Here is a 23,908-nt window from a genome sequence, read left to right on the forward strand (position 1 = left end):
GCCTGCCCTAATGCCACTCCCGGGAGATCATTTCCGCGGGATGATGATTGCGAGAACGTCACTGCGGACGGTCGGACGCGCCCTGCGCCGGGCTTCGCACGATGCGGCCCCGGCATCGACAAGCGCATGGATCTTGGTGGTAAGGCCGCCGCATGAGCGACCCATGCAACGTGATCGCTCATCTCTTATTGAGGTTGGCGGTACTAGAATAGGGAATATCGATCAGGCGTCGGTCAAAGCATGCGCGCGCAGTATCGACCGACCGCCGTCCGTTGGTGACACTGATCTCCCACCGATCACCCTCGCGCACGAAGAATTTTTGTTATAACAAATGTCATATGACGAAAGTGGAGCGACGGTGGTATGGCGGCGCAGGTGAACGTCGACGTTCTTCTCATTGGCTGTGGCAACATGGGGCACGCGATGGCCGCGGGCTGGCTGACGGACAGCGGCGTCATCGCCGTGCGGGTGATCGAGCCGACCGAATCGCTGCGCAGGCGTGCTGCAGCCATCGGCGCCATCGCTTGCGCCAGCATCGAGCAGATCTCGACATCGCCGACACCAGCGGTCGTGGTGCTTGCGGTGAAGCCCCAGCAGATGGACACCGTCCTGTCCGAAGTCCGGCGCTTCGCAGAAGCGGGGGCACTGGTGCTGTCGGTGGCTGCCGGCGTAGGGCTGCGCCGCATGGAAGCGTCGTTGGGGCCTGGGGCAGCCGTCATCCGCTGCATGCCGAATACGCCGGCCGCCATCGGGGCCGGCATGATGGTCTGCGGCCCGAATAGGTGGGTCTCGAACGATCAGCGCGCACTTGCGCAGCGCCTGCTGTCCGTCAGCGGACGGGTATGCTTCATCGACGACGAGGCATTGATGGACGCGGTCACTGCGGTTTCGGGTTCCGGCCCGGCCTATGTCTTCCACGTCATCGATTGTCTGGAGCGCGCCGGCATTGCCGAGGGCCTGCCGGGCGATCTTGCCCGCGAGCTGGCGCTGCAGACGGTCTATGGCGCCGGCCGGCTGGCCCGCGAGGGCGACACCGATCCGGCCACCCTGCGTCAGCAAGTTACCAGCCCCAACGGCACGACCGCCGCCGCGCTTGCCGAGCTGATGGGGCCTTCCGGCGTCGACCCGGTGATCGGCCGCGCCGTTCATGCCGCTCGTCGCCGCTCGGCGGAGCTTGGCGGCGGCCAAGGGCCGGTGTAGCTCTCTCCTCCCTCGCTCCTACGCTCCCTGGCGGTCCATGCTGTCCCTGTTCAACCGCCTGATAAGCCCGACCAACGCCCATGCGTTCTGGATCGGCATCCTCTTCATGGTGCTGGGCAATTTTCTCTTCGCCCTCAACGACACGATGGGAAAGATCCTGGTTGGCACCTTCGCGGTCAGCCAGGTTCTGGCGATCCGCTCCGTCGGTGCCTTCCTGGTGCTGGGGCCCATGCTGTGGGCGGGGCGCAGTATTGGACGGGTGGATCGCCCCTGGCTGCAGCTCGTGCGGGTCGGCGTGGCGACGGGCGATACCGCCCTATTCTACGCCGCTGTCGCCTATCTCCCGCTGGCGGAGGTCTTCACCTTCTACATGGCCGGCCCGATCTATGTCGCCGCCATGTCCAGCTTCCTGCCGGGAGGCGGGGTCGGCTGGCGCCGCTGGCTGGCCATTCTCGCCGGGTTTGGCGGTGTGGTGATCGCGCTCGGCCCTTCCGTCGCGGTGTACTCGCCGGGCATCCTCTACGCGCTCGCCGGCAGCTTCTGCTATGCGGGCGCCTTGATGATGAACAAGGTGCTGGTGAAAACCAGCGATACCTCACTGGCCACGCTCCAGGCGCTGGGGGCGCTCATCGGCGGCGGTATGTTCGCCATCTTCCAGTGGACGCCGCCGAGTGCCATGGATATCGGCCTCTTGCTGCTGCTCGGCGTCGTCGCCTGCCTGGCGCATCTCATGATCAGCCGCTCGGTCAAGCTCACCCCGGTCAGCGTGCTGGCCCCGTTCCAGTACTCGCTGCTGCTGTGGGGCGTGGGCTTCGGCCTTGTGGTGTTCGGGGACGTGCCCAACGAGCGCACCCTGCTGGGCGCCGCTATCATCACCATGGCCGGTCTGTTCCTGCTCTACAGCGAATCGCGGTCGCGCCGGCGGATGCGGGTGGACGCGCTGATAAAGGACTTTCCCTGACAAGCGCCGCCTTATTCCCCGGCGCTCCGGGCGGCGAGGTTGCGGAAATAGATCACCTCGATCTCGCGCAGCACCGCCTTGGGTTCGTCTTCATAGCGTTCGGAAAAGGTACCCGCATCGCTCTCAACCGTGATCGCCCAGTGGCCGCGATGCGGGTTTAGGGCGCAGGCGGGGAAGTTCATGTGGTGGTGCCAGTGCACGCCCCGGGCGTCGATTTCGCGCAGGCGCTTGAGCAGCGCCGAGCCGGCCACCTCGGCCGGGTCGGCCGTCCGTGCCGCGCCCTCGTCGAGAATGTCGTCGCCATGCAGCATCTTCACAAAGACCTTATCGACCTCCGGAAACCCCTCCGACGGGGCGATATAGGCGACATGCGCGTCATCGTCCTCGACCACGATGGCGTAAAGCTCGCCATAGGGATTGAAGGCGCAGCCGGGCGAGAGGACGTGCGAATGCCATTTCGTGCCGGCGGCGACGAAGCCCTCGACCAGCGGCAGGCACTGCTCGAGCGCGATCACGCGGTAGGTGATGTCGCCATGGGTCAAGATCTCGGTCATGGCCGGGCCTCGTCTCACAGGGGATGGGTCAGCCGCGCCGCGTCGAGCATGGCGGCATGGAGATTGCGCGAGGACCAGGCGTCGCCGACCTTGTAGAGCACGAAACGGCCCTCGGCATTGCTGACAATGGCCTGCTCGCGAGCATCGGCAAGCGCCCGCAGATCCACCTCGCCGCGATTGCGCGAGAGCGGCTTCAGCGCGGTGTAGACGTCGTCATTGGGCAGCGTGCCACTGTCGCCGATCACCAGATCGACCGGGATGTCGCGGCGCTTCTCGCTATAGGTGTTCTCCACCGTGGCGATCAGTCCGTTGCCGGCGCGGCGCAGGGCGACGAGGCGGGTGTCGGTCTCGATCGCGACGTCGTGCTTGTAGAGCTCGGTCATGTGGGCACCGAGATTGGTGCCGCCGATCTCGCGGCCGAACTCACGGTCGGGCGTGACGATGTGCACCCGCGCGCCCTTCGCGGCGGCGAATTCCGCCGTGGAGGCGACCGAGGCGGTGCCGTTCTCGTCCGCGATCAGCACCGAGCCGGGGACCGCTGTCTGGCCGGAGAGCACCTCCCAGGCGGATACGGCAAACTCCAGCCCTTCGAATCGGCCGAGATTGGGTAAGCCGCCGGTGGCGATGATCACCGCATCCGGCGCTTCTGCCAGCACATCCTCAGCCTCGGCATAGGTATTGAGACGCAGATCGACCTTGAGGATCTCCATCTGCCGCGCAAGCCAGGCGGTAATGCCGGAAATCTCCCGCCGCCATGTCGCCTTGGCCGCCAGCAGCAACTGGCCGCCGAGCTCGCTCGCCGCCTCGAACAGCACGACCTCATGGCCGCGCCGCGCACTGACCCGCGCCGCCTCCAAGCCAGCAGGGCCGCCGCCGACGACCACCACCTTCTTCTTCACCGCCGCAGGGCGAACCACCTGCGGAATCGTCGCCTCCCGCGAGGTGGCGACATTATGGGCGCAGAGGGCGTCAATTCCGCGAATGGCGCGGTCCACGCAATAACCGACGCCGACGCAGGGGCGGATGTTCTCCTCCTCCCCCGCCCTCAGCTTGTTCGCGTAATGCGGATCGGCGATGAAGGCGCGGGTCATGCCGACCATGTCCACCGCCCCGCTCTTCAGCGCGTGCTCGGCGGTGGCGGCGTCCGTCATGCGGGTCGCGTGAAATATCTTCACCTGTCCCTGCACCTCGTCGCGGATCGCCTTGGCGAGGGGCAGCCAGGCGGCGGAGGGTACCCACATGGTCGGCCAGATGCGCGCTTCCGATTTGTAGTCGGAGGCCTGGCCGCCCACCACCGAGATGAAGTCGATGAGACCCGAGCCGGCATAAGTGCTGGCGATGGTGAGGCAATGATCCTGCGTCAGCCCGCCCTTCAGCATTTCGTCGCCCGGCATGCGGATGCCGATCACGTAATCGTCGCCGAGACGGCGACGCACCGCTTCGAGGATTTCGAGACCGAAGCGCATGCGGTTCGCCAGCGGACCGCCATAGCCGTCGGTGCGGTGGTTCATCGCCGGCGACCAGAACTGCTCGATCAGCGTGCCGGCCTGGCAGGAAATCTCAACGCCATCGACATCGCCCTCGCGCACCCGCGTCGCCGCCGCGACATAGTTTTCGATGGTGCGCCTTATGTCGTGATCTTCCATCGTCGCCGGAAAGGTGCCGTGGATGATCTCGCGCAAAGGCGAGGGCGAGAAGGTCGGCAGCCAGTTGGTCAGGTCCCAACGCTCGCGCCTTCCGCCGTGGGTTAGTTGCACGGTGCAATGGGCGCCATGTTCATGGATCGCCGCCGCCATCCGGCGAAACTGCGGGATGACCTTGTCCACCGAACCATTGATCTGGCCGTAATAGAAGGAGTTCTCGGCCGAGACGGCGGTGGCGCCGCCGAACTGGGTCAGCCCGATGCCGCCCTTGGCCTTTTCCGCCTGATAGGCGATGTAGCGGTCAGTGATATCGCCGGCGAGGACATAGCCGGGCTCGTGGCTGGTGGAGAGAAAGCGGTTGCGGATCGTGAGGTTACGGATCTGCAACGGCTGAAACAGCACGTCATAGGCGGCCATGGTGCGCTCCGATGGGGCCAGGTGGTAGAAAGCGCCGCCGCCGTGCGCGCTCCGGGGCGCGGGCGGGACGTTCGTCTCAGCTCAGGCCGAGCCGATCCTTGGCCCGGTAGAAGGGGAAGACAAGGCGGGCGGCCCGCACCTTCAGCGCCCAGAGGGGCACATCGCGGCGCTGCTCGATCACTGAGACCGGGACATCGTCAAGGCTGCGTGTGCCGGCGGCGAACTCGCCGACCACCCGTCCGAGATTCTGCGCCAGATTGACTCCGCGGGTGGAGAAGCCGACCACCGCAAACACTTCCTTGCCGAGGCGCTGCACGTGCGGCAGGTAGGCGTCGGTGACGGCGCAGTAGCCCTCCCAGTAATCCTCGATCTCGGCATCCGATTCGGTCAGTTGCGGAAACAGCTGGCGCATGCGGTTGCGCGCATGGGCGACCCCGTAAGCCTGCTTGTTGCCGAAAGCGAACACGGCGCCGCCGGAGATCAGTCGGTCGGTATCATCAAGCCGGCCAAATCCGCCGGATTTGCGAAGGTCGGTGAAGCACTCGCCGCCCGGCAAAATCGACGCGCGCAATTCCGGCCGCAGGGGCCGGGTGGCGGCATGATAGAGATAGACCGGCACCACCGAGCGCTGCACCTGCGGCAGGAAATCGCCGGTATAGGCATTGGTGGCGACGATGACGCGCCGCGCGCGCACCCAGCCCGGGCCGGCCTTGACGGTGACCACTCCGGCGCTTTCCTCAATGCCGTCCACCGGGCTGCGCTCGAAGATGCGCACGCCCTCTTGCGTCGCCGCACGGCCGAGCCCGATGGTCAGCCCATAGGGATTGACGGTGCCGCCGGTCGGATTGAGCCAGCCGCCAATATAGCCGGCGGCGCCGAGGCGGGACGCGACGTCGCCCGGCGCGAGCCAGGTGACATCGGCGCCCCAGGACTTCCACTCTTCGAACACCTTCCGGATCTTCGCGAGCGAGACGTCCGAATGCGCCGGCTGCACCCAGCCGTGCTGAACGGCGGAACAGTTGATCTGGTAGCTGTCGATCTGCCGGAACACGGCGCCCGCTCCACCGAGCACCAGCTCGGAAAGCGCCGTCCCCTTCTTCCGGCCGATCATCGCTTCGACAGCGGAGGGCGTGATCGGGCCCGGAAAGTGAGGCACATTATAGCCGCCATTGCGGCCCGACGCCCCGCTGCCAACGATGCCGGCCTCCAGCAGAACGACCTTCTGACCCGCCTTTGCGGCGGCCAGCGCGACGTTGAGCCCGCAGAACCCGGCCCCGACCACCACGATGTCGGCGCTCTCCTCGCCGGCCAGGGCGGGATAGGTGAGCACGGGCTCCTTCAACGTCCGCTTCCAGACGACGCCTTCAAGTTTACTGTCGATAGGACTGGCCAGCGACATGAGGTGGCACCTGCTCTCGGACGCTCTGGAGTGTGGGGTTCAGATGAGCGACAGGCTTCGCCGCGCCTGGTCGAGCGCTTCGCGCGGCGGCGGCCTCAGTTGCAGCCGCGTGCTCTTCACCGTGCCGAGCTTCATCGCCATGTCGGTCATGGTTTCGAGGTATTTGAGCGCGACGGTCGAGGAATCCACCACGGGAACCCCAGTGCCCGGGACCTCGGTGTAGCTGGCCATGCGCAGCAGCGGGCCGTAATAGGCGCAGCCGATCAGGATCACGTCCGCGCCGTCCGCGATGCAGGCTTTCGCCACCTCCTCGACGCGCGGAATGAAGGAGGCATAGGGATCGGAAACCGCGCCGAGCAGCAATTCCGCGTCGGATTCGGGCATGATGGTCCGCACCGGACGGACGATCGCGCGATCGCGCAGGCCATAGGCCAGAAGGTCGTTCTCGATGGCGACCGTGGTCTTCTGCGACACGGTGACGATGGCCAGCCGCTTGCCCATAGCGAGGGCCGCCAGCATGGACTGTTCGCTGACCGAGCCTACGGGTACGGAGAGCACCTCGCGCGCTTCCCACAGCGGGTCGTTCCAGCAGCCGAGGAAGATTCCGTCGAACCCATCCGTCTCGGCCTTCAGCGCTGCTTCGACGATGTGCACGGAATTGATGTGCTCGGCATAGGCGGAGCGCACGAAATTGCCGCTCTTCGGCAGGAAGCGGAACTCAAGCTTAGTGCCGACATTCAGGGCCGGGCGAACGGCCGCGTCCAGTTTCTCCCACAGCGGTGACAGCGCGCCATTGAACGTGGTGGGGTGGATCCAACAGAGCTTCATGAGACCACATCCTCATGGGAATGACGGACGCCGCGCGACCGTCCTTGGCAATGACTGGAGTAAAGCGTAATATGTTATAAAAGTTTTGCAACAGCGAGTGCAGCCTGCCGACCCATCCGGATGGCCCGCCTCGTCCATCCGGTGTGGCACTAGTTATGAGTTTGGCGAGCTTGATGCATATCATGACAACCGAGGAAACCGGCCAGGGACGCACCAATGGTTGAGGCGCTTTCGAACTTCTCCCCCTTCCAGCGCACAGAGACACTCGGCGTGCGTGTGCGCGACCAGTTGCGGCATGCCATCATGGCTGGGCTGTTCAAACCGGGAGAGAAACTGACCCTGCGCGCGGTCGCCGGTTCGCTCGGCGTCAGCCTGACACCGGCGCGCGAGGCACTGTTCAATCTGGCCGCCGAAGGCGTGCTTGAATTGGGAATCAACGGCTCGATCTATATTCCCCGTCTGGACGAAGAGAAGATCCACGAGCTTGTCAAGATTCGCTGCTCACTGGAAAGCCTCGCCGCCCGCGAGGCGACGCCAAACTTCTCCCGCGACGACATCATCACGATAAGCGCCATCAACGATCGGTTGATCGAGTCGAATCGGGAAAAGAACTACACGTTGCTAACCGAGCTTAACTGGAGCTTTCATTTCACCATCTATGAAGCTGCCCGCATGCCGCTGCTGGTGAAGATGATCGAGAGCTGCTGGCTGCGGACAGGCTCCTATATCAAGTCCATCTATCCCGGCTTTTCCAACACGGATGACGGCATCCTCAACCACATCGCCATCATCCGCGCCATCCGCGAAGGCAACCCTCAGGCCGTGGCCGACGCGATTGCCCACGATATCGAATTCTCATCGCAGGCCTTCCTCAACGCGGTGCGCGAGGAGGAGTGAGCCGAACGCGGTCTAACGCAGTCTGTGGACCCAGCGCTGGCGCTCCGCCCCGCCCTACTTCTCGGCGATGTTGCCAGAGCGTCCGGCGCCTTGCGCCGGGTGCCTCGGCAAGACATGTCTGGCTTCCTTCCCAGCACCCTTCCGCTCTCGCGGCGCGCCGGTGCCGCACTCCGCAGTCGCCCCTTGACGGCAGATTGATATAACAAATAACATCCTTTCACATAGGGTTCGTGAAGGGATGATCGCCAATGCTTGAGAAGGGAATGCGGGCACTCGTCACCGGCGGCAGCGGCGGTCTCGGTTCTGCCATGGTCCGAATGCTCGCCGGCCACGGTGTCCATGCTATCGCGCTGTCTAACGACCGGGCGAAGCTTGACGCGCTCAAGGGCCTGGAAAATGTCGAGACCGTCTTCATGGACGTGACCGATTCCGAGGCGATGAAGAGCACGTTCTCCGACCAGCAGATCGACATCCTGATCAACGCCGCCGGCGTGCTGGGCGTGACGGGCACGCTCTATTCGGTGCCCACCGCCTCGGCCCAGCGCATCCTCGACGTCAATGTGATGGGCATCCACAACGCGCTCTCCGCCACCGTGCCGGGCATGGTGGAGCGCAATCACGGCCACATCGTCAATTTCGGCTCGCTCGCCGGCCCCTATCCTTCGGCCGGCCAGCCGATGTACAGCGCCTCCAAGGGCGCGGTGCATAATATGAGCGCCAATCTGCGCATGGAACTGTTCGGCACCGATGTGCGGGTCACCGAGATCCGCCCCGGCCGCGTGCGCACTGGTATGCATGCCGAGATGTTCGACGGCGATCATACGAAGTCCGACGCCCTGCTCTACGACCCCTATGAATGCCTGCAGGCGACCGACATTGCCGATGCGATCGAATATGTGCTCGGCACGCCGCCACATGTGTGCGTCTCGCAGATCGAGGTGGTGCCGACCCATCAGGTCGTCGGTGGAACCCGGATGTACAACCGCCAGCTCGGCAAGTGAGCGAAGGCGGATCCGCAGAGCGCGACTGGAGAACGCCATGCCGGCATCGGATGAGCAGAACATAGCCGTCATCGGCGCGGGCATTGTCGGCATCTCCTCCGCCCTCTACCTCCAGAAGGCCGGGTTCGCCGTCACCCTGATCGACCGCGACGAGCCCGGCCATGGCGCGACCTTCGGCAATGCGGCGGCGCTGGCGCCGCATGCCTTCGTGCCGATCAACAGCCCGTCCATTCCCCGCCGACTGCTGCCGCTGCTGTTCGCCTCCGGCTCGCCGCTGAGTATCGACTGGGGCTATGCGCCGCGCATGCTGCCCTGGCTGCTGTCGTTCCTCTCCCACTGCACCCCGGCGGAAGTGACGCGCATCGCGCAGGCGATGCACGCGCTGCTGTCGCGCAATCTCGATTACGCGTGGCCGCTGTTCCGCGAAAGCGGGGCGGACCGGCTGATGCGCGGCGGCGGCTATCTCCATCTCTATGAAAGCGAGTCCGCCTACCGCGCTAGCGCCGGCGAGGTCGCGCTCTACAAGCAGCTCGCTGGCGATGTCGAGGAGATCGACGCCGCCGAGATCCGCCGGCTGGAGCCCAATCTGGCGCAGGTGTTCGTGCGGGCGTTGTATTTCCATTCGGCGCTGCACTATCTCAGCACGGTCGATGTCTGCGCCACGCTGGTGAAGCATTTCTGCGCCCAGGGCGGGCGCTTCCTGCGCGACGAGGTGCGCACGCTGGAGGCCCGACTGGACGGGCGGATCCGCGTCGCCGGCACCCAGGAAAGCGTCTACGACCAGGCCGTCCTCGCCGCCGGTGCGCAGGCGCGCCGGCTGTTCGGTAGTGCGGTGGAGAAGCTGCCGCTGGAGACGGAGCGCGGCTACCACATCATGTTCGGCGGGCAGGCCGGCATCATCAGCCGCACCTGTTCCAGCGCCACGGCCGGCTTCGCCATGACGCCGATGGCCACGGGCCTTCGCTGCGCGGGAATGGTGGAGCTTGCCGGCCTCGACAAGGCGCCGAACCCGGCCTGCCACGCCTATCTCGACCGCACGGCCAAGCGCTTCCTGCCCGGCATTACCGAAAGCCCGTCATCGAGCTGGATGGGCTTTCGCCCCTCCATGCCGGATGCGCTGCCGGTGATCGGGCGTTCCGCCCGCTCGGCGAACATCATCCTCGCTTTCGGACATCAGCATGTCGGCATGTCGAGCGGCTGCGTGACAGGCGCCATCGTCGCCGACATCGCCGCCGGCCGGACGCCGCCAATCGACATCACCCCCTTCTCGCCCGCCCGTTTCTAGAGGATGCGATGCTCCCCTATTACGACCGAGACCAGATCGCCGCCGTGCTCGACATCGATGCGTTGATCGGCGCGATGGAGAAGGCCCTCGTCGCCTTCTCCACCGGCGCCTCGATCCAGCCTGTGCGGATGCGAGTGCTGGATGAAGATGCTGGCGGCGATATGTGCCTGATGCCGGCGGTAACGGATGTCTTCGCCGTCAAGTTGGTCGGCAATTATCCTCGCAACCACGACCGGAACCTACCGAGCCACAATGCGGTGGTGATCGTGTTCGATCGCTGGACTGGCATCCCCAAGGCGGTTCTGGACGGTACCTACATCACGCAAATGCGCACCTCCGCCGTGTCGGCCATGGCGGCGCGCCGCCTGGCGGCTCCGGAGGCGAAAGTGCTCACCATCATCGGCAACGGCATTCAGGCGCGCGGCCATTACGAGACCATGCGGCGCATCCGCGATTTTCAGGAGATTCGTGTCTGGGCCCGCAATTCTGAAAAGGCCCAAGCCTTTGCCGCCGAGATCGGCGCGACCGCCTATGCCAGCGCCGAGGAGGCCGTGCGCGGCGCCGATGTGGTTGCCACCACCACCTCCGCGCGCGATCCCGTCGTGAAGGGCGAGTGGCTCAAGCCCGGCGCCCATGTCAGTGCCGTCGGCTGGAACGGGCTTGACGGGCGCGAGCTTGACGATGCGGTGATGGCCAATCTGCTCCTGGTGGAATCGCGGGAGGCAGCAAGCCAGGAATCCGGCAACATCCTGCTCTCGGGGGCGACCATCCATGCCGAGCTGGGCGAGGTGCTAGCCGATCGGGCGGAAGTCGACGTGACAAAGACCACCGTCTTCATATCCGTCGGCATCGCCACCGAAGACGCCTTCGCTGCCAGTCTGGTGCTCGACGCGCTGGGCGCTTGAACTTCTCCCCATCGCCACGCTCCGGCGTCGACTTGTCTTTAAAAATGTTACAACATATATCGTGTAACGATGCCGTGTCGGCATCGGAGGTGCGCAGATGAAGAATTCGCCTTCCCTCGACGAACAGCTCGAGATGCATCGCAAGATGATAATCGTGCGCCGGCTGGAGGAGCGGCTCGGCGAACTCCATAAGGCCGGGAAGACGCGCGGACCCATCCATCGCTGCGACGGCCAGGAAGCTATCGGCATCGGCGCCACCGCCGTGCTCGGCACGAGCGATTTCGTCACCAGCACCCATCGCGGCCACGCCCACTACATCGGCAAGGGCGTCGATATCCGCGGCGTGGCCGCCGAGATCCTCGGCCGCGCCACCGGCACTTGCGGCGGACGAGCCGGGCATATGCTGATCGGCGATCGGGACAGGGGCATGATCGGCGGCAATGCCATCGTCGGCGGCTCCATCCCGGCGGCCGCCGGCATGGCGCTGTCGATCCAGGTCCGCGGGACCGCCGATGTCGCCATGTGCTTCTTCGGCGACGGCGCCGCGCAGACCGGCATCTGCCATGAATCGATGAACATGGCCGGGCTGTGGAAGCTGCCGCTGGTGTTCATCCTCGAACACAACCAGTTCGGCCTCACCGTCCACCACACGGTCCAGTCGCCGGTGCCCGATCTCAGCGTCCGCGCCGCCGGTTACGCCATGCCGACCGAGATCGTGGACGGCAATGACACGGTGGCCATGTACCGCGCCGCCGCAACCGCCGTGGAGCGCGCGCGTCGCGGTGAAGGGCCGACCCTGATCGAGGCCAAGACGTACCGGATGCAGGGTTTTTCCACCTCCGACATGGGCGGCTACCAGAGCGAGGCGGACCTTGCCGAATGGAGCCGGCGCGATCCCCTCCTGGTCAGCCGCCGCGCCCTGGCCGATTCCATTAGCGCCGAACAGATCGACGCCGTCGAAGCGGGGGCCATCGCCGAAGTCGACGCGGCGGTCGAGGACGCGCTCGCCGCTCCGCTGCCGACCTTCGAGGTGTTTACCCGGAGCTCCCCCTACGCCACCGCGCCGGAGGCCGTCTGACATGGCGATGATGCGATATGGCGAAGCTCTGAATCAGGCGCTTCGCGAGGAAATGCAGCGAGACACGAGCGTGTTCCTGTTCGGCGAGGACATCGGCCGCTATGGCGGCGTGTTCAAGGTCACCAAGGGGCTGATGGACGAGTTCGGCGAAAGCCGGGTGCGCGACACGCCGATCTCCGAGCAGGCTCTGGCCGCCATGGCGGTCACCGCCTCCATGACCGGCACGCGGCCGGTGCTGGAGATCATGTATGCCGACTTCATGCCGCTCGTGCTCGACGCACTCATTAACCAGGCTTCGATCTACGAATATCTCTGGCAGAACGTGACCATGCCCTTCGTTCTCCGCACGCAGGGCGGCGGCGGCGCGGGGGCGGGGGCGCAGCATTCCAAGAGCCTCGACTCCCTCGTCGCCCACATTCCGGGCATCAAGGTGGTGGCGCCGGTCACGCCCGCCGACGCCAAGGGCCTGCTGAAATCGGCCATTCGCGACAGCCAGCCCGTCGTCTTCCTCGAGCACAAGCTGCTCTACAACCTGCGCGACGAGGTGTCCGACGATCCCGACCTTCTGGTACCGATCGGCAAGGCGAAGACGGTGAGGAAGGGCGCGGATGTGTCGATCTTCGCGACCTCCCGCATGGTGTTGGAGAGCCAGAAGGCGGCCGAACTGCTCGCGCAGGATGGCATTTCCGCCGAGGTGATCGATCTGCGCACCCTGCGCCCGCTCGATGTCGATGCCATCACCGCCTCCATCGCCAGGACCCATCATGCGGTCGTGGTGAACGAGGGGTGGCGCTTCTGCGGCTATGCCGCCGAACTCTCCGCCACGATCATGGACTTCGCCTTCGACGCGCTCGACGCCCCGGTGGCGCGGGTTACGCTGCCGGACATGCCGATGCCCTATGCCGAGCCGCTGGAACTCTCCGTTCTGCCGAACGCCGCGCGCATCGCCGATGCGGCGCGCGCCACGCTGAAGTGAGAGTTGCCATGAAGGGGAGGACATTGCCGTGACCGATATCACCGTCGTCGGCGCTGGCGGCGAATACATGGAATCCGTCGTCGTCGTCGCCTGGCACAAGAAGCCTGGCGACAGCGTCAAGGCGGGCGAGCTCGTTGTCACCGTCGAGACGGCCAAGGCGGCCACAGAGATCGAGGCCCCCGTTTCCGGCATTCTCGCCGACGTCCGGGCGCTGATCGGCGAAGAGGTGGCGGTGGGTGCGGTTCTTGCCACTATCCGAGATGGCGGCGTCCGGGACGCGGTGACGCCGGCGCCCGCGAACGTCGCTCCGGCTCCCTCCGTCCCGTCGCCCCCCAAATCTCACCCGGACTCCGGCGGATCGGCGCGGATCATCGCCTCGCCGCTCGCCCGGCGCGTCGCGGCGAGTCGCGGGATCGACCTTTCGGCGATCGTTCCCTCAAGTCCGTCGGGCCGCATAAAGCTGCGTGACGTTGACGGCTACTCCGACAGGTACCGGGTTTCCAAGGGCGTGCCTGCCGAAGCTGTGACATCCGTCGCTGCGGCTGGCGGCCTTCACCTCGCGCGCCGTGGTAGCGGAGCCGGAACGCCGTTCGTGTTCCTGCACGGCTTCGGCGCAGACGGCTTCTCTTGGCAGCCTCTCGTCGCGACACTCGGCGCAGAGCCGACTTGCATCCTGGTGGACCTGCCCGGCCATGGGCGTTCACCGGCGGCGCCCGAGGCGACGAGCCTCGAGGATCTCGCTGCCGCCGTCGCGCGGTCGCTCGCGCAGGTCGGCATCGAGACGTGCCATCTCGTCGGGCATTCGCTCGGCGGGGGCGTCGCCATCGCTCTCGCGGAAGCCGGGCATGTGGACGTGCGGTCGCTTACGCTGATCGCGCCGGCGGGCCTCGGGCCGGAGATCGACGGCGACTTCCTCCGTGGCTTCTGCCGCGCCACCCGCGCGGAAAGCCTGCGACCTTGGCTGCTGCGTCTGGTCGCGGACGCCTCTATCGTGTCACCCGGCTATGTCCAGTCGGCGCTGAAGGCGCGCAGCGACGAGATGCGGCAGGCGCAGGCGACTCTCGCTGATAGGCTATTCCCGGATGGCACACAGGCGGGAGAGATGCGTGCCGCCCGCCGCCGCGTTGGTGCTCCCCAGAAGATCATCTGGGGCGAATGCGATCGCGTCATCCCGATGCGCCACGCCCTCGGCATCGGGCCGGACGCCGCCCTCCATTTCCTGCCTAATGTCGGGCACATGCCTCACATCGAGGCCCCGGCGATGGTCGCGCGATTGATTCTTCAGAACGCACGCAGCGCCGACTGACGGAGCACGATATGAAGCCGACGGCGATCGTGACAGGCGCAACCGGCGGCATCGGTCGCGTCGTCGTGGCGGAGCTTGCGCAGGCGGGTTACGCCATTCTCGCCTTGGGCACCAATGCGCGCACGCTCGCGGAACTCGCCGGCCTCACGGGCTGCCGCACCCTTGCGCTCGACATCGGCGACGCCGCTGCAGTCATGGCGGCGCTGAAAGACGAGAGGGCCGACGTCCTGATCCATGGCGCCGGCATTCTCGGTCCCCAGATCGCCCTCCACGAAACGCCGCCCGAGACGGCCGAAAGGCTGGTAGCGATCAATATACTCGGGACCGTCAATGTCCTGCGCGCCATGGTGCCCGTCATGAAGGCGGCCGATGCCGGCACCATCGTGCTGCTAGGCTCGATCTGCGGCACCGTGCCCGGCACCGGTCCGGCGCTCTACAGCGCCACCAAGGCGGCCATGCACGCCATGTCGGCCAATCTGCGCGTGAATCTGCGCGACAGCCATATCCGCGTCAGCGAAATCCTGCTCGGTCGGGTGCAAACCGGCATTCACGACCAGCTCGGCGCCGACGAGGAGTTCTACGACGGTTATGAATGCCTCACCCCCGCCGCGGTCGCCGCGACGATCCTGCATATCCTGAACAGTCCCGACTTTGTCGATCTCAGCACCATCGAGATGCTCCCGACCCGACAGGTGGTCGGCGGTGCGCTTTTTTCCAAGGGATAACAGTCACATGGCCTCGCTTTCCTTCACCCTGCATGGGGTCGCGCACGAGATCGAGCTCTTTCCCGACCTGGCCCCGGTGACGATCGGCAAAGTGATTGCCAACCTGCCGGCAACGCTCGACATCCACTGTGCCAAGATCGCGGGGCAGCATATTTTCTGGCACGCGCCAGTGGTGGCCGACATCGAGAAGCCGGCGGATATCCTCACCCTTCCTGCCGGGACATTCCTTTACTGGCCGGAACGCCAGTTCCTTGAGCTGATCTACGGCGAGTTGCAGGCCGAAAAGGCACAGGTCTCGGTGCTCGGGCGGCTCACCGGCGATATTGGCTGGCTGAAGGATTTCGGCCGCCGCGTCGTTGAAAACCACGGACAGGAGCCGCTGACCGCCCAGCTCTCGGCCCACGAAGATGCGCTAACTCTCGCCCTGCCGGAGAAGCCCTTCACGTCGCGGGGGCTGAACGCCCTGCGCGCTGCCCGCAAGGCCATGTGGCAGGCGCCGCCGGAAGAGATGTACGGGCTGCTGCGCCGGCAGGGCATGATGATCCCCTACGGCCCGCTCGCCATGGCCGAGGGCGAGCTGCGCAAGCTGCATGAGCTGATCTGGCGGCTGCGCCGTCCCGACTACGGCATCGGCACGCAGGAGCGCGCCGGTGTGCTGGCCTTCCTCATCGACGCCTTCAATGCCCGCATCGACGGCTTCTGCGCCCTGCATGCCACCGGCAAGGTCCTCGACGACGCCAAGTCCCTGCTTGGCGAGCCCGCCGACATCGACGACGTGATCGAGGAACTGGTGCTGTTCACCGGCCGTGCCGCTGCGTGGCTGGACACCTTCATCCCCTGGAACGCCCTCAACGAGGCGACCCGGGCCGCCCTTGCCCGACAGGATCTGCGCTGAGCCCACGCTCTCCTGCCGAGCGAGAACGGGCGTCCCCTCGCGGGGGCGCCCGTTTCCATTGCTGCCTTGCGCTCAGTTGAGGCCGAAATAGAGCCGCTCGATGCGGTTCAGCACCTGCGAGGGCTCGTCGGCATAGTCGCGGATCGTCGGCTCGCGACCGTCGATCTCGACGAAGAGCCGCCACTTGCCCGCCGACCGGTTCAGCCCGCAGGCGGGGAACATCATGTGATGATGCCAGTGGGTGCCCGCCTTCGCCGCCGCCTCGATCAGGGCGAGAAGATCCTCGTCGGCCTCCGACAGGTTGGCGCCCGCCGGCTTTTCGGCGAGAGCGTCGGCCCCGTGCAGGAGTGGGAGCAACTGCTTGTTCACCGCCGTCGGCTTATCGTCGTAAAACGCACACAACGCCCGCTTCGCATCCGTCAGTTCCAGCAGGAACGTGTAGGCGCCCGGCTTCGGGCTGAAGGTGCAGCCGGGTGCCAGCACGTGAAAGTGCCAGGCCTCGCGGCTTTCATGGGCGGCGGTCGCGGCAGCGACGATGCCCGCCTCATCGACGACGTCAAAGTTGAAAGGCAGTGCTTGGTGGCACGACTGGCACATGGGAAGTCTCCGTCCGCTCGCAGCCGCTCATTCGCATCCGATGACGGCAATGGCCGAGATCTCGACCAGCACGCCGGGCACCGGGAAAGCCACGACCAGCGCCGCATTGGTCGGCAGGATATCGCCAAAGATCACGCCGAGCTCCGGGGCGACCTCCTTGAAGACCTCCGGGGATGTCACATAGGTCGTGATCTGCACGATGTCCTTCAGTGAGCCACCAGCAGCCGTAAGCGGCATTTCGAAGTTCTTGATGATCTGACGCACCTGCCCGACGGCATCCTCCGGCATCTTCCCGGCGGGATAGTCCATGCCGATGGTGCCGGAAATATACAGGGTGTCGCCCACCTTCACCGCACGGGAATAGCCGTAGAGCTTCTCGAACTGCGAGCCGGAAGAGATGTTCTGACGTTTTACCATGAGACTTCCATACATTATGGCCCTCGACGAGGACCGTCCGAGAGATCACGCGTCTGGCTTCGGCGCCATGAGAAAGCCATTGGCCAGCCAGCCGCCATCGACGGCGAGATGATGGCCAGTGGTCATGCCGGCCTCGTCGCTGACGAGGAAACCGCAGGCGGCGGCGATCTCTTCCGGCTCCGCAATGCGGCGCAAGGGCGTGCGGCGCGAGACGGCATCGACATCGTAGATACCGCGATCGATCAGCCCCTGAACCATCGGGGTTCGGGTGCCGGTGGGCGCCACGCTGTTGACCCGAATGCCGAGAGGTCCCCACTCGACAGCCAGGGAATTGGTGAGGTTGACCACGCCGCCTTTGGACGCACAGTAGGCGGTGCGGTTCGGAGCGCCCTGGAATCCATAGACCGAGCTGATGTTGACGATGGAACCGCTCCCGGCCTTCGCCATGTGGCGGGCGGCTGCCTGGCAGACAATCCATGTGCCGACGAGATTGACCTCGATCACCTTGCGGAAAACGTCGATCCGCGCCTCAAGGGCCGGCTCGACGACCACGACGCCAGCGGAGTTCACCACCGCATCGATGCCGCCGAAGGCAGCCGCCATGTCATCCGCCACGGCCGCCATCGCCGCCCCGTCGGTGACGGAGGCGGCGCGGCTCAAGGCTTCGTGTCCCGTGGGCAGCTCGCGCAATGTGGTGGCCAGTGCATTGGCGTCGATATCCACGAGGAACAGGCGCGCGCCCTCGCGCGTGAAGAAGCGCGCGGCGGCCATCCCGATTCCATTTCCTGCCCCGGTTATGAGAACCCTTCGTCCCACGTGACGCTGCATTCGTGCCTCCATATAATTATATAACAAATTACATAATCGGTTCATCGGCAAGGCCAAAGCTGAAGCTCGGCGCAGCGTCGACCCTTGGCACGGGCGGGAGGATGCGAGGTGTTATGGCAGAAAAGCGTTTGTATATCAAATGAATAAAGGAAATCAGCGACGAGCGGCAAGGCGGTTAAATCTCCATTTGACAGAAGGTCCAAGATTTATACGATATAACAAAAAAGCGACTAAGAGCCTGACCGTCCGCTTCCATCGACATCATTCAGGCCTTTCGGCTTCCACAAAGGGGAACATCTCATGACTTTAGCTCGTGTTTGGAATAGGCTTACCAGGCTTTGCACGCGTGGTGCCGGCGCGGGTGCGCTCGGCCTTGCCCTCATGGCCGGCCTGCAGGTTGCACCCGCCCATGCCGAGGGCTATTGGTCGGAAGTGCAGAAGCGCGGAACCCTGCGCTGCGCCTCCGCCATCTCGCCGCCCTACGTGATGAAAGACCTCAAGACCGGCGAGTATGGCGGCGCTTATCTCGACTTGTGCAAGCAGTTCGCCGAAGTCTTGAAGGTGAAGATCGAGTTCGTCGATACCACCTGGGACAACATCGTCGCCGGCCTGCAGGCGGGCAAATGGGACATGTCCCCGGCGCTGAACCGCACCCCCGCCCGCGCCCTGGTCATCAACTACAGTGGCATCGCCGGCTATGACGAGATGAACTTCGCCTATCTGTTGGCCAACGAGAAGACCAAGAACCCGGCGGCCGACCTCTCCACCTTCGATGTTGCCGGCATGCGCATCGGCGTGATGTCCGGTTCCGCGCAGGACCACAAGGTGACGGAACGCTTCAAGAAGGCGCAGATCGTCCGTCTACCCGACGCTAACGGCCTCAACCTCGCGCTTCTCTCCGGCCGCGTCGACGTGGCGGGCGCCGATTCCACGACCAATCTGCTGCTGCAGACCGCCAATGCGGACAAGGTCGGCCTTCTCGAAGCGCATCCGGCGCTTATGAAGCAGGGCATCTCCTTCGGTCTGCCGCCGCAGTTGACCTATCATGACATCCAGGTGCTCAACATCTTCCTTGAAGAGAAGGTGTCGCTCGGTGCGGTGGACGCCTCGCTCAAGCACTGGAGCGAAGTCTATCTCGCCGGCGCCAAGTGAACGGCAGCACATAGTCGCCGCCGGTTGAGCTGAGGGCATTTGGAGCGGACGGCGCCACGGCAGTGCCGTCCGCCTCCCCAAAAGAGAAAGAGGGGTCGGCATGTCGTCCAGCTTCCTGAGCGTGCAGGGCCTGCGCAAGTCGTTCGGCGGGCATCTTGTCGTTCTCGATGACATCAACTTCCAGATGCAAGCCGGTGAGCGCGTCGTGATCATCGGGCCGAGCGGCAGCGGCAAGAGCACGCTGTTGCGTTGCGTGATGGGCCTGGAGAAGATCGACAGGGGACGCATCGAGCTTGAAGGCGTGCGCTACATCGAAGCCAGCCCCAACCCCAGGAAAGACAACTACGTCGATATCGCCGTCCGCAACAAGGTCGGGATGGTTTTCCAGCACTACACGCTGTTCCCGCACCTCACCGTGCTGGGCAATCTCATCCTCGCGCCAATGCGGGCCCGCGGCGAGAGCCGTTCGAGCGCGACGGAGCGCGCCATGCTGCTTCTCGGGCGGCTCGGCCTGGAGAGCAAGGCCGGCGCCTTCCCCGGCATGCTGTCCGGCGGCCAGAAGCAACGTGTCGCCATTGCCCGCGCCCTGCTGCTCGACCCCAAGATCATGCTCTTCGACGAGGTGACCTCCGCCCTCGACCCCGAACTCGTCACCGAGGTTGAAGGGCTGATGCTCGAACTCGCCGAGCAGAAGATGTCGATGATGATCGTCACCCACGACATGTGGTTCGCCAAGCGCATCGCCACGCGGGTGATCTTCTCCGCTGACGGGCGGATCGTGGAGGACGCGCCGCCCGCCAAGATATTCGCCTGCCCCTCCGAGCCGCGGACGGCCGACTTCCTGAAGAAGGTCCTTCACGTCGAGACCATATCCTGAGGAGGGAGTCGATGGGCCGTTACACCTGGGATTTCTCGGTCATCACGATGAACTGGGACCCGCTGATGGCGGGGCTCTCGGTCACGCTCAAGCTGACCGCCATCTGCGCCGTCATCGGCCTCGTCGGCGGGTTCGTGGTCTGCCAGATGGTCATGAGCCGCCTCGCCCCGCTGCGCTGGCTGGCCGTCGGCTTCATCGAGCTGTTCCGCTGCACGCCGGCACTCGTCCAGATCATCTGGATCTTCTATTGCGTGCCGTATTTCTTCGGCGTCTTCTACGATCCCTTCTCGATGGCCGTCTTGGCGCTTGGCCTCAACATCACGGCCTTCAACGCCGAGGCCTACCGCGCCGCCATCCAGTCCATTCCCGCCTCGCATTACGATGCTTGTACGGCGCTCGGTCTGTCTCCGCTGAAGAAGACGATCTACGTGATCCTGCCGCAGGCGGTGCTGATGGCGATTCCCGTGCTGCTCACCAACACGATCGGCCTGCTTCAGCAGACCTCGCTGGTCGCGATCGTCGCCATTGCTGACCTCATGTATGAGGGCAAGACGCTGGCAACCCAGACCTACCGTCCGATCGAGATCTACACCACGGTCGCCTTCATCTATTTCGCGCTTTCGGTTCCTCTTTCGCAGGTGGTGGGCTTGTGCGAGCGGCGCCTGCGCTCGCGCTTGGCCTGAGGGGACGGACGAGATGAACATCACCGCCGCCCTCGGCTTCCTCTGGGATTATCGTCTGGCACTGTCCATCGGGTTCGGGAACACGCTGTATTTCACCGCGCTCGGCCTCGCCTTCGGCCTCACGCTCGGCTTCCTCGTGAGCGTGGTGCGCCAGGCCGGCCATCCGGTGCTTCAGGTGATCGCCGCGACCTATGTCGAGATTTTCCGCGGCACGCCGGTGCTGATCCAGCTGTTCTGGTTCTTCTTCTGCCTGCCGGCCATCCTGGGGATGGAACTCGGCAATGTGTTCTCCACCGTCCTCACCCTGTCGCTCTACATGGGGGCGATCTCCAGCGAGAGCTTCCGCGCGGCGCTCAAATCCATCGGCGCCGAGCAGCGCGATGCCTGCGTCGCGCTGGGCCTGCCGACGCGGGTGAGCGTGCCTTATGTGATCCTGCCCCAGACGGTGCTGCGCGCCGTCCCGACGCTGCTCTCCAACTGCGTGACCCTGTTCAAGGAAAGCGCGCTGGTCTCCGCCGTCGGCATGGCGGACCTGATGTACCAGGGCCAGATGATCGCCGATTCCACCGCAAGGCCGATCGAGATTCTCACCGCCACGGCGTTGATCTATTTCATCATTGCCTTCTCGGTGACGCGGATCGTTTCCTTCTATGAGCGGGGCTATCTCGCCCGCATGCGGCTGTAGATGCTCCAGCCAGCAGTCCCCTGTGACGCGATAACTTTGGAGTAGTGATTGGCGCTCGGCCGCCGCGCTTAGGGTCTCAATTCAACGAATGATGTATGATTCTGAACCGCCCCGGGTTTGTCGGAGGCCCCAACTCCTGAGAGGATGGGGCTATGACGAGCAAGACGAAGAACAAGCTCTCGCCTGAGGTGCGTGCCCGCGCGGTGCGGATGGTGCTGGATCACGAGGCCAAGCATCCGTCGCGTTGGGCGGCGATCATGTCGATCGCCGGCAAGATCGGCTGCACGGCGCAGGCGCTGAACGCGTGAGTGAAGAAAGCTGAGGTCGACAGCGGCCGCAAGCCTGGGCTGACGACGGACATGGCGACCAAGCTCAAGGCTCTGGAACGCGAGAACCGGGAGCTTCGGCAGGCGAACGAGATACTGCGGTGTCGATCACCCAGGAGATGGGCGACGACCCGATGCACGTCATGATGCGGCAAATCATGGCGCTGTTCGACGAGTACCAGTCGAAGGAGAACGCCAAGCACGTCCTCCGAGCGCAGAAAGAGAATGCCCGGCAGGGCTTCTGGAACGTTGCCCGCCGCCGATCGGCTACCGCGTGGTCGAGGCCGAGCAGCGCGGCGCGAAGGCAAAGAAAAAGCTGGAGATCGATCCGCTCCACGCCGACACGGTGCGACTGATCTTCGATTTGGCCCTGAATGGTGATGGCCGTTCCGGTCCGATGGGCGTGAAGGCCATCGTCAGCCATCTCAACCGCAATCGGATCTACACCCGCGAGGGCGGCCGCTGGGGCATTGGTCAGCTTCACCGGGTGCTGACCCGCCGCACCTATGTCGGCGAGCACCCGTTCAACAGCCGGTCCAAGAGCAAGCAGAAGAAGCCCGAGAGCGAGGTGGTGGTCGCCGTGCCGCCGCTCATCGACACCAAGGTCTTCAATGCGGTGCAGGAGCAGCTTCAGGCGCGCAATCCGAAGATCGTGCCGCCGCGCGTGGTGAGCGGCCCGACGCTGCTCACCGGCATCTGCTATTGCGCCCCGCTCGGCGTGCCCAGTTTGGGACTGAAATGGCGGAGAGGGTGGGATTCGAACCCACGGTACGCTTGCACGCACAACGGTTTTCGAGACCGTCCCGATCGACCACTCCGGCACCTCTCCATCCGTGGGCGCGGGGTCAGTCGCGCCGAGGAGTGGGCTCCATAGCCGAGCCACGTGCTCCGCACAAGTACCCATCCCCTCCGACGGCCGATTCACCGCTTTCATCGCCAATATCGAGAAAACCGCTCCCGAGGAGCATGGACAAGGTTCGGTGCGCCGGCGGAATTCCGGCGGAAGCGCTGGCACTCCACCGGTGGGACTAACCGGGGGCGGGTAGGTATGATTGAGCCGTCACAGCAGGTGCCGACCCGCATGGACCTTGGCCATCCCGCGCCTAGGCGACCCAGATTTCCGGCCGCACGGCAATGCGGTCACGCGTGACGCCGGCACGAAGCGCGCCACGCCGCCAACCGAGCGAAAGCGCCGCGGCCGATCCGGTTGCCCTATCCGTTTGGTCCCCGAAGAAAACGTCGAAAGCACCAAGCTGGTTTATTCTGTGACCCCGGAAATGAGCGACCCGTGGAGCCTTGACCCTGCCCAGGGTGGAGAATGCGCCGAAGCGCTGCACCCGCCGTGCGCGGCTTCGCCGATAAGGGTTTATGGCGCGCTTATGGCGCCATCGGCCGCGCCGGGCGCAGTGCAGGGCTGCGCTTGCCAGTGCGGCGTCGCGCGCGTTATCTCCTCTTATCTTGAGGCATGACAGGCTCGTGGGCTGGCCTCTTTTTGTGCGCCTTATGGGATACTAGAGATGATGAGCGACAGTCGCACAGCCGGTGATGGGGTCTCGGGTGCCCGTACCCAGTCGGGCGGGATCAGCCGCCGCGGCTTCCTCGCCGGCTCGGCCCTCAGCCTCGGTGCGCTGGGTCTGGCGGGCTGCGCCAACCCGGACGGCATGAGCCTCGCCGAGGCGGCCAAGGTCTATGGCCCGGTGCCGGAGGAGAAATTCCCCATTCCGGCGGTGGATGTCAGCAAGGTCAACCCGAAATATTTCCGCCGTACCGTGCGCTACGAGACCGACGAGGCGCCGGGCACCATCATCGTCGACCCCAAGAATTACTATGTGTACCGCATCGAGGGAGAGGGCATGGCGACCCGCTATGGTGCCAATGTCGGCCGCGAGGGCTTCCTGTGGAGCGGCGACGCCTATGTCGGGCGCAAGAGCGAATGGGCGACTTGGACACCGCCCAAGGAAATGATCAAGCGCCAGCCGGAGGCGGCCAAATATGCCCGCGGCATGCCGGGTGGCCTCGACAATCCGCTGGGCGCGCGCACGCTGCATCTCTACCAGAACGGCGTCTACACGCTGTACACGATCTACGCGACGAGCGATCCGGAATCGATTGGCTCGGGCGTCACCAGCGGCTGCGTCGGGCTTCTGAGCCAGGACATGATCCAGCTCTATAACGAGACGCCGGTGAAGACCAAGGTAGTGGTGCTGCCCGCTTAGAGCAATTCCCGCAAAAGTGCATAGCGGTTTTGCGATAGGAATTGCGTCTAATCAGAG

23 protein-coding genes, 1 tRNA gene and 2 pseudogenes are annotated in these 23,908 nt (G+C 65.0%); 18 read left to right on the plus strand and 8 right to left on the minus strand.

Features of this window, described 5'->3' with window-relative positions:
• Positions 1–363: 363 nt before the first annotated feature.
• Complete coding sequence (proC, locus tag ACO07Z_RS12920) at positions 364–1,200, plus strand: pyrroline-5-carboxylate reductase (protein ID WP_421699077.1); 837 nt, start codon at positions 364–366, stop codon at positions 1,198–1,200.
• Positions 1,201–1,237: 37 nt separating this feature from the next.
• The gene (locus tag ACO07Z_RS12925) at positions 1,238–2,161 is read left to right on the plus strand and encodes a DMT family transporter (RefSeq protein ID WP_421699078.1); all 924 of its coding nucleotides are present in this window, start codon (positions 1,238–1,240) and stop codon (positions 2,159–2,161) included.
• Positions 2,162–2,172: 11 nt separating this feature from the next.
• Here ACO07Z_RS12925 and ACO07Z_RS12930 read toward each other — a convergent pair whose 3' ends face one another.
• From ACO07Z_RS12930 to ACO07Z_RS12945, 4 genes are all read right to left on the minus strand, one after another.
• Entirely contained in the window at positions 2,173–2,715 is a 543-nt protein-coding gene (locus ACO07Z_RS12930) for a hypothetical protein (RefSeq protein ID WP_421699079.1), read from the minus strand.
• A gap of 14 nt (positions 2,716–2,729) precedes the next feature.
• Positions 2,730–4,775 (minus strand): FAD-dependent oxidoreductase, encoded by a 2,046-nt coding sequence (locus ACO07Z_RS12935; RefSeq protein WP_421699080.1) that lies wholly within the window; start codon positions 4,773–4,775, stop codon positions 2,730–2,732.
• Between the two features lie 76 nt (positions 4,776–4,851).
• Positions 4,852–6,174, minus strand: a complete 1,323-nt coding sequence (locus tag ACO07Z_RS12940; RefSeq protein ID WP_421699081.1) for an NAD(P)/FAD-dependent oxidoreductase — start codon at positions 6,172–6,174, stop codon at positions 4,852–4,854.
• Between the two features lie 39 nt (positions 6,175–6,213).
• Positions 6,214–7,002: an aspartate/glutamate racemase family protein gene (locus ACO07Z_RS12945; RefSeq protein WP_421699082.1), complete on the minus strand. Its 789-nt coding sequence runs from the start codon at positions 7,000–7,002 to the stop codon at positions 6,214–6,216.
• 216 nt (positions 7,003–7,218) lie between these two features.
• Between ACO07Z_RS12945 and ACO07Z_RS12950 the strand changes: the two genes are divergently transcribed.
• The 9 genes from ACO07Z_RS12950 to ACO07Z_RS12990 all read left to right on the plus strand — a co-directional run bounded on the left by ACO07Z_RS12950 (position 7,219) and on the right by ACO07Z_RS12990 (position 16,070).
• Positions 7,219–7,899 carry a GntR family transcriptional regulator gene (locus tag ACO07Z_RS12950; RefSeq protein WP_421699083.1) on the plus strand — a complete coding sequence of 227 codons (681 nt, stop codon included), beginning with the start codon at positions 7,219–7,221 and terminating at the stop codon, positions 7,897–7,899.
• Positions 7,900–8,147: 248 nt separating this feature from the next.
• Complete coding sequence (locus ACO07Z_RS12955) at positions 8,148–8,900, plus strand: SDR family oxidoreductase (RefSeq protein WP_421699084.1); 753 nt, start codon at positions 8,148–8,150, stop codon at positions 8,898–8,900.
• Between the two features lie 37 nt (positions 8,901–8,937).
• On the plus strand, positions 8,938–10,185 hold the full coding sequence (locus ACO07Z_RS12960) for an NAD(P)/FAD-dependent oxidoreductase (RefSeq protein WP_421699085.1): 1,248 nt from the start codon (positions 8,938–8,940) through the stop codon (positions 10,183–10,185).
• Between the two features lie 8 nt (positions 10,186–10,193).
• Positions 10,194–11,090: an ornithine cyclodeaminase family protein gene (locus ACO07Z_RS12965; RefSeq protein ID WP_421699086.1), complete on the plus strand. Its 897-nt coding sequence runs from the start codon at positions 10,194–10,196 to the stop codon at positions 11,088–11,090.
• A gap of 97 nt (positions 11,091–11,187) precedes the next feature.
• A complete protein-coding gene (locus tag ACO07Z_RS12970; RefSeq protein WP_421699087.1) occupies positions 11,188–12,168 on the plus strand; it encodes a thiamine pyrophosphate-dependent dehydrogenase E1 component subunit alpha in 981 nt (326 codons plus the stop codon).
• Between the two features lies 1 nt (position 12,169).
• Entirely contained in the window at positions 12,170–13,144 is a 975-nt protein-coding gene (locus ACO07Z_RS12975; protein ID WP_421699088.1) for an alpha-ketoacid dehydrogenase subunit beta, read from the plus strand.
• 28 nt (positions 13,145–13,172) lie between these two features.
• On the plus strand, positions 13,173–14,450 hold the full coding sequence (locus ACO07Z_RS12980) for an acetoin dehydrogenase dihydrolipoyllysine-residue acetyltransferase subunit (protein ID WP_421699089.1): 1,278 nt from the start codon (positions 13,173–13,175) through the stop codon (positions 14,448–14,450).
• 11 nt (positions 14,451–14,461) lie between these two features.
• Entirely contained in the window at positions 14,462–15,175 is a 714-nt protein-coding gene (locus tag ACO07Z_RS12985) for an SDR family oxidoreductase (protein WP_421699090.1), read from the plus strand.
• Positions 15,176–15,182: 7 nt separating this feature from the next.
• The gene (locus ACO07Z_RS12990; protein ID WP_421699091.1) at positions 15,183–16,070 is read left to right on the plus strand and encodes a hypothetical protein; all 888 of its coding nucleotides are present in this window, start codon (positions 15,183–15,185) and stop codon (positions 16,068–16,070) included.
• Positions 16,071–16,142: 72 nt separating this feature from the next.
• On the opposite strand, the gene ACO07Z_RS12995 is transcribed toward ACO07Z_RS12990, so the two are convergent.
• From ACO07Z_RS12995 to ACO07Z_RS13005, 3 genes are read right to left on the minus strand one after another with little or no spacing between them, the layout of a single operon-like run.
• Positions 16,143–16,667 (minus strand): hypothetical protein, encoded by a 525-nt coding sequence (locus ACO07Z_RS12995; RefSeq protein WP_421699092.1) that lies wholly within the window; start codon positions 16,665–16,667, stop codon positions 16,143–16,145.
• A gap of 27 nt (positions 16,668–16,694) precedes the next feature.
• Complete coding sequence (locus ACO07Z_RS13000) at positions 16,695–17,084, minus strand: Rid family hydrolase (protein ID WP_421699093.1); 390 nt, start codon at positions 17,082–17,084, stop codon at positions 16,695–16,697.
• Between the two features lie 45 nt (positions 17,085–17,129).
• Positions 17,130–17,957: an SDR family NAD(P)-dependent oxidoreductase gene (locus ACO07Z_RS13005; RefSeq protein ID WP_421700809.1), complete on the minus strand. Its 828-nt coding sequence runs from the start codon at positions 17,955–17,957 to the stop codon at positions 17,130–17,132.
• Positions 17,958–18,293: 336 nt separating this feature from the next.
• Here ACO07Z_RS13005 and ACO07Z_RS13010 point away from each other — a divergent pair, with 336 nt between their 5' ends.
• From ACO07Z_RS13010 to ACO07Z_RS13035, 6 genes and pseudogenes are all read left to right on the plus strand, one after another.
• Positions 18,294–19,064 (plus strand): substrate-binding periplasmic protein, encoded by a 771-nt coding sequence (locus ACO07Z_RS13010; protein WP_421699094.1) that lies wholly within the window; start codon positions 18,294–18,296, stop codon positions 19,062–19,064.
• Between the two features lie 100 nt (positions 19,065–19,164).
• On the plus strand, positions 19,165–19,941 hold the full coding sequence (locus ACO07Z_RS13015; RefSeq protein WP_421699095.1) for an amino acid ABC transporter ATP-binding protein: 777 nt from the start codon (positions 19,165–19,167) through the stop codon (positions 19,939–19,941).
• Between the two features lie 11 nt (positions 19,942–19,952).
• Positions 19,953–20,624, plus strand: coding sequence for an amino acid ABC transporter permease (locus ACO07Z_RS13020; RefSeq protein ID WP_421699096.1), 672 nt, complete (start codon positions 19,953–19,955; stop codon positions 20,622–20,624).
• Positions 20,625–20,637: 13 nt separating this feature from the next.
• A complete protein-coding gene (locus tag ACO07Z_RS13025) occupies positions 20,638–21,309 on the plus strand; it encodes an amino acid ABC transporter permease (protein WP_421699097.1) in 672 nt (223 codons plus the stop codon).
• A 152-nt stretch (positions 21,310–21,461) separates the two neighbouring features.
• Positions 21,462–21,737: pseudogene (locus tag ACO07Z_RS13030) on the plus strand (transposase); the annotation flags it as partial.
• Positions 21,737–22,353 (plus strand): annotated as a pseudogene (locus ACO07Z_RS13035) (recombinase family protein); the annotation flags it as partial. The pseudogenes ACO07Z_RS13030 and ACO07Z_RS13035, both read left to right, overlap by 1 nt.
• A gap of 21 nt (positions 22,354–22,374) precedes the next feature.
• On the opposite strand, the gene ACO07Z_RS13040 reads toward ACO07Z_RS13035, so the two are convergent.
• Positions 22,375–22,464: transfer RNA gene (locus ACO07Z_RS13040), tRNA-Ser, on the minus strand.
• Positions 22,465–23,152: 688 nt separating this feature from the next.
• Between ACO07Z_RS13040 and ACO07Z_RS13045 the strand changes: the two genes are divergently transcribed.
• Entirely contained in the window at positions 23,153–23,851 is a 699-nt protein-coding gene (locus ACO07Z_RS13045; RefSeq protein ID WP_421699098.1) for a L,D-transpeptidase family protein, read from the plus strand.
• Positions 23,852–23,908: the final 57 nt, after the last annotated feature.

Source organism: Ancylobacter sp., assembly GCF_965229075.1.
Taxonomy (GTDB): Bacteria; Pseudomonadota; Alphaproteobacteria; order Rhizobiales; family Xanthobacteraceae; genus Ancylobacter.

Excerpts from the sequence above, each read along its gene's own strand:
- ACO07Z_RS13045 (WP_421699098.1), top strand. The coding sequence starts at position 23,153 with ATGATGAGCGACAGTCGCACAGCCGGTGATGGGGTCTCGGGTGCCCGT.
- ACO07Z_RS13000 (WP_421699093.1), bottom strand. The coding sequence starts at position 17,084 with ATGGTAAAACGTCAGAACATCTCTTCCGGCTCGCAGTTCGAGAAGCTC.
- ACO07Z_RS13015 (WP_421699095.1), top strand. The coding sequence starts at position 19,165 with ATGTCGTCCAGCTTCCTGAGCGTGCAGGGCCTGCGCAAGTCGTTCGGC.
- ACO07Z_RS12995 (WP_421699092.1), bottom strand. The coding sequence starts at position 16,667 with ATGTGCCAGTCGTGCCACCAAGCACTGCCTTTCAACTTTGACGTCGTC.
- ACO07Z_RS12955 (WP_421699084.1), top strand. The coding sequence starts at position 8,148 with ATGCTTGAGAAGGGAATGCGGGCACTCGTCACCGGCGGCAGCGGCGGT.
- ACO07Z_RS12930 (WP_421699079.1), bottom strand. The coding sequence starts at position 2,715 with ATGACCGAGATCTTGACCCATGGCGACATCACCTACCGCGTGATCGCG.
- ACO07Z_RS12965 (WP_421699086.1), top strand. The coding sequence starts at position 10,194 with ATGCTCCCCTATTACGACCGAGACCAGATCGCCGCCGTGCTCGACATC.
- ACO07Z_RS13020 (WP_421699096.1), top strand. The coding sequence starts at position 19,953 with ATGGGCCGTTACACCTGGGATTTCTCGGTCATCACGATGAACTGGGAC.
- ACO07Z_RS12975 (WP_421699088.1), top strand. The coding sequence starts at position 12,170 with ATGGCGATGATGCGATATGGCGAAGCTCTGAATCAGGCGCTTCGCGAG.
- ACO07Z_RS12990 (WP_421699091.1), top strand. The coding sequence starts at position 15,183 with ATGGCCTCGCTTTCCTTCACCCTGCATGGGGTCGCGCACGAGATCGAG.
- ACO07Z_RS12960 (WP_421699085.1), top strand. The coding sequence starts at position 8,938 with ATGCCGGCATCGGATGAGCAGAACATAGCCGTCATCGGCGCGGGCATT.
- proC (WP_421699077.1), top strand. The coding sequence starts at position 364 with ATGGCGGCGCAGGTGAACGTCGACGTTCTTCTCATTGGCTGTGGCAAC.
- ACO07Z_RS12940 (WP_421699081.1), bottom strand. The coding sequence starts at position 6,174 with ATGTCGCTGGCCAGTCCTATCGACAGTAAACTTGAAGGCGTCGTCTGG.
- ACO07Z_RS12985 (WP_421699090.1), top strand. The coding sequence starts at position 14,462 with ATGAAGCCGACGGCGATCGTGACAGGCGCAACCGGCGGCATCGGTCGC.
- ACO07Z_RS12945 (WP_421699082.1), bottom strand. The coding sequence starts at position 7,002 with ATGAAGCTCTGTTGGATCCACCCCACCACGTTCAATGGCGCGCTGTCA.
- ACO07Z_RS12950 (WP_421699083.1), top strand. The coding sequence starts at position 7,219 with ATGGTTGAGGCGCTTTCGAACTTCTCCCCCTTCCAGCGCACAGAGACA.
- ACO07Z_RS12970 (WP_421699087.1), top strand. The coding sequence starts at position 11,188 with ATGAAGAATTCGCCTTCCCTCGACGAACAGCTCGAGATGCATCGCAAG.
- ACO07Z_RS13010 (WP_421699094.1), top strand. The coding sequence starts at position 18,294 with ATGGCCGGCCTGCAGGTTGCACCCGCCCATGCCGAGGGCTATTGGTCG.
- ACO07Z_RS12925 (WP_421699078.1), top strand. The coding sequence starts at position 1,238 with ATGCTGTCCCTGTTCAACCGCCTGATAAGCCCGACCAACGCCCATGCG.
- ACO07Z_RS12935 (WP_421699080.1), bottom strand. The coding sequence starts at position 4,775 with ATGGCCGCCTATGACGTGCTGTTTCAGCCGTTGCAGATCCGTAACCTC.
- ACO07Z_RS13025 (WP_421699097.1), top strand. The coding sequence starts at position 20,638 with ATGAACATCACCGCCGCCCTCGGCTTCCTCTGGGATTATCGTCTGGCA.
- ACO07Z_RS13005 (WP_421700809.1), bottom strand. The coding sequence starts at position 17,957 with ATGAACCGATTATGTAATTTGTTATATAATTATATGGAGGCACGAATG.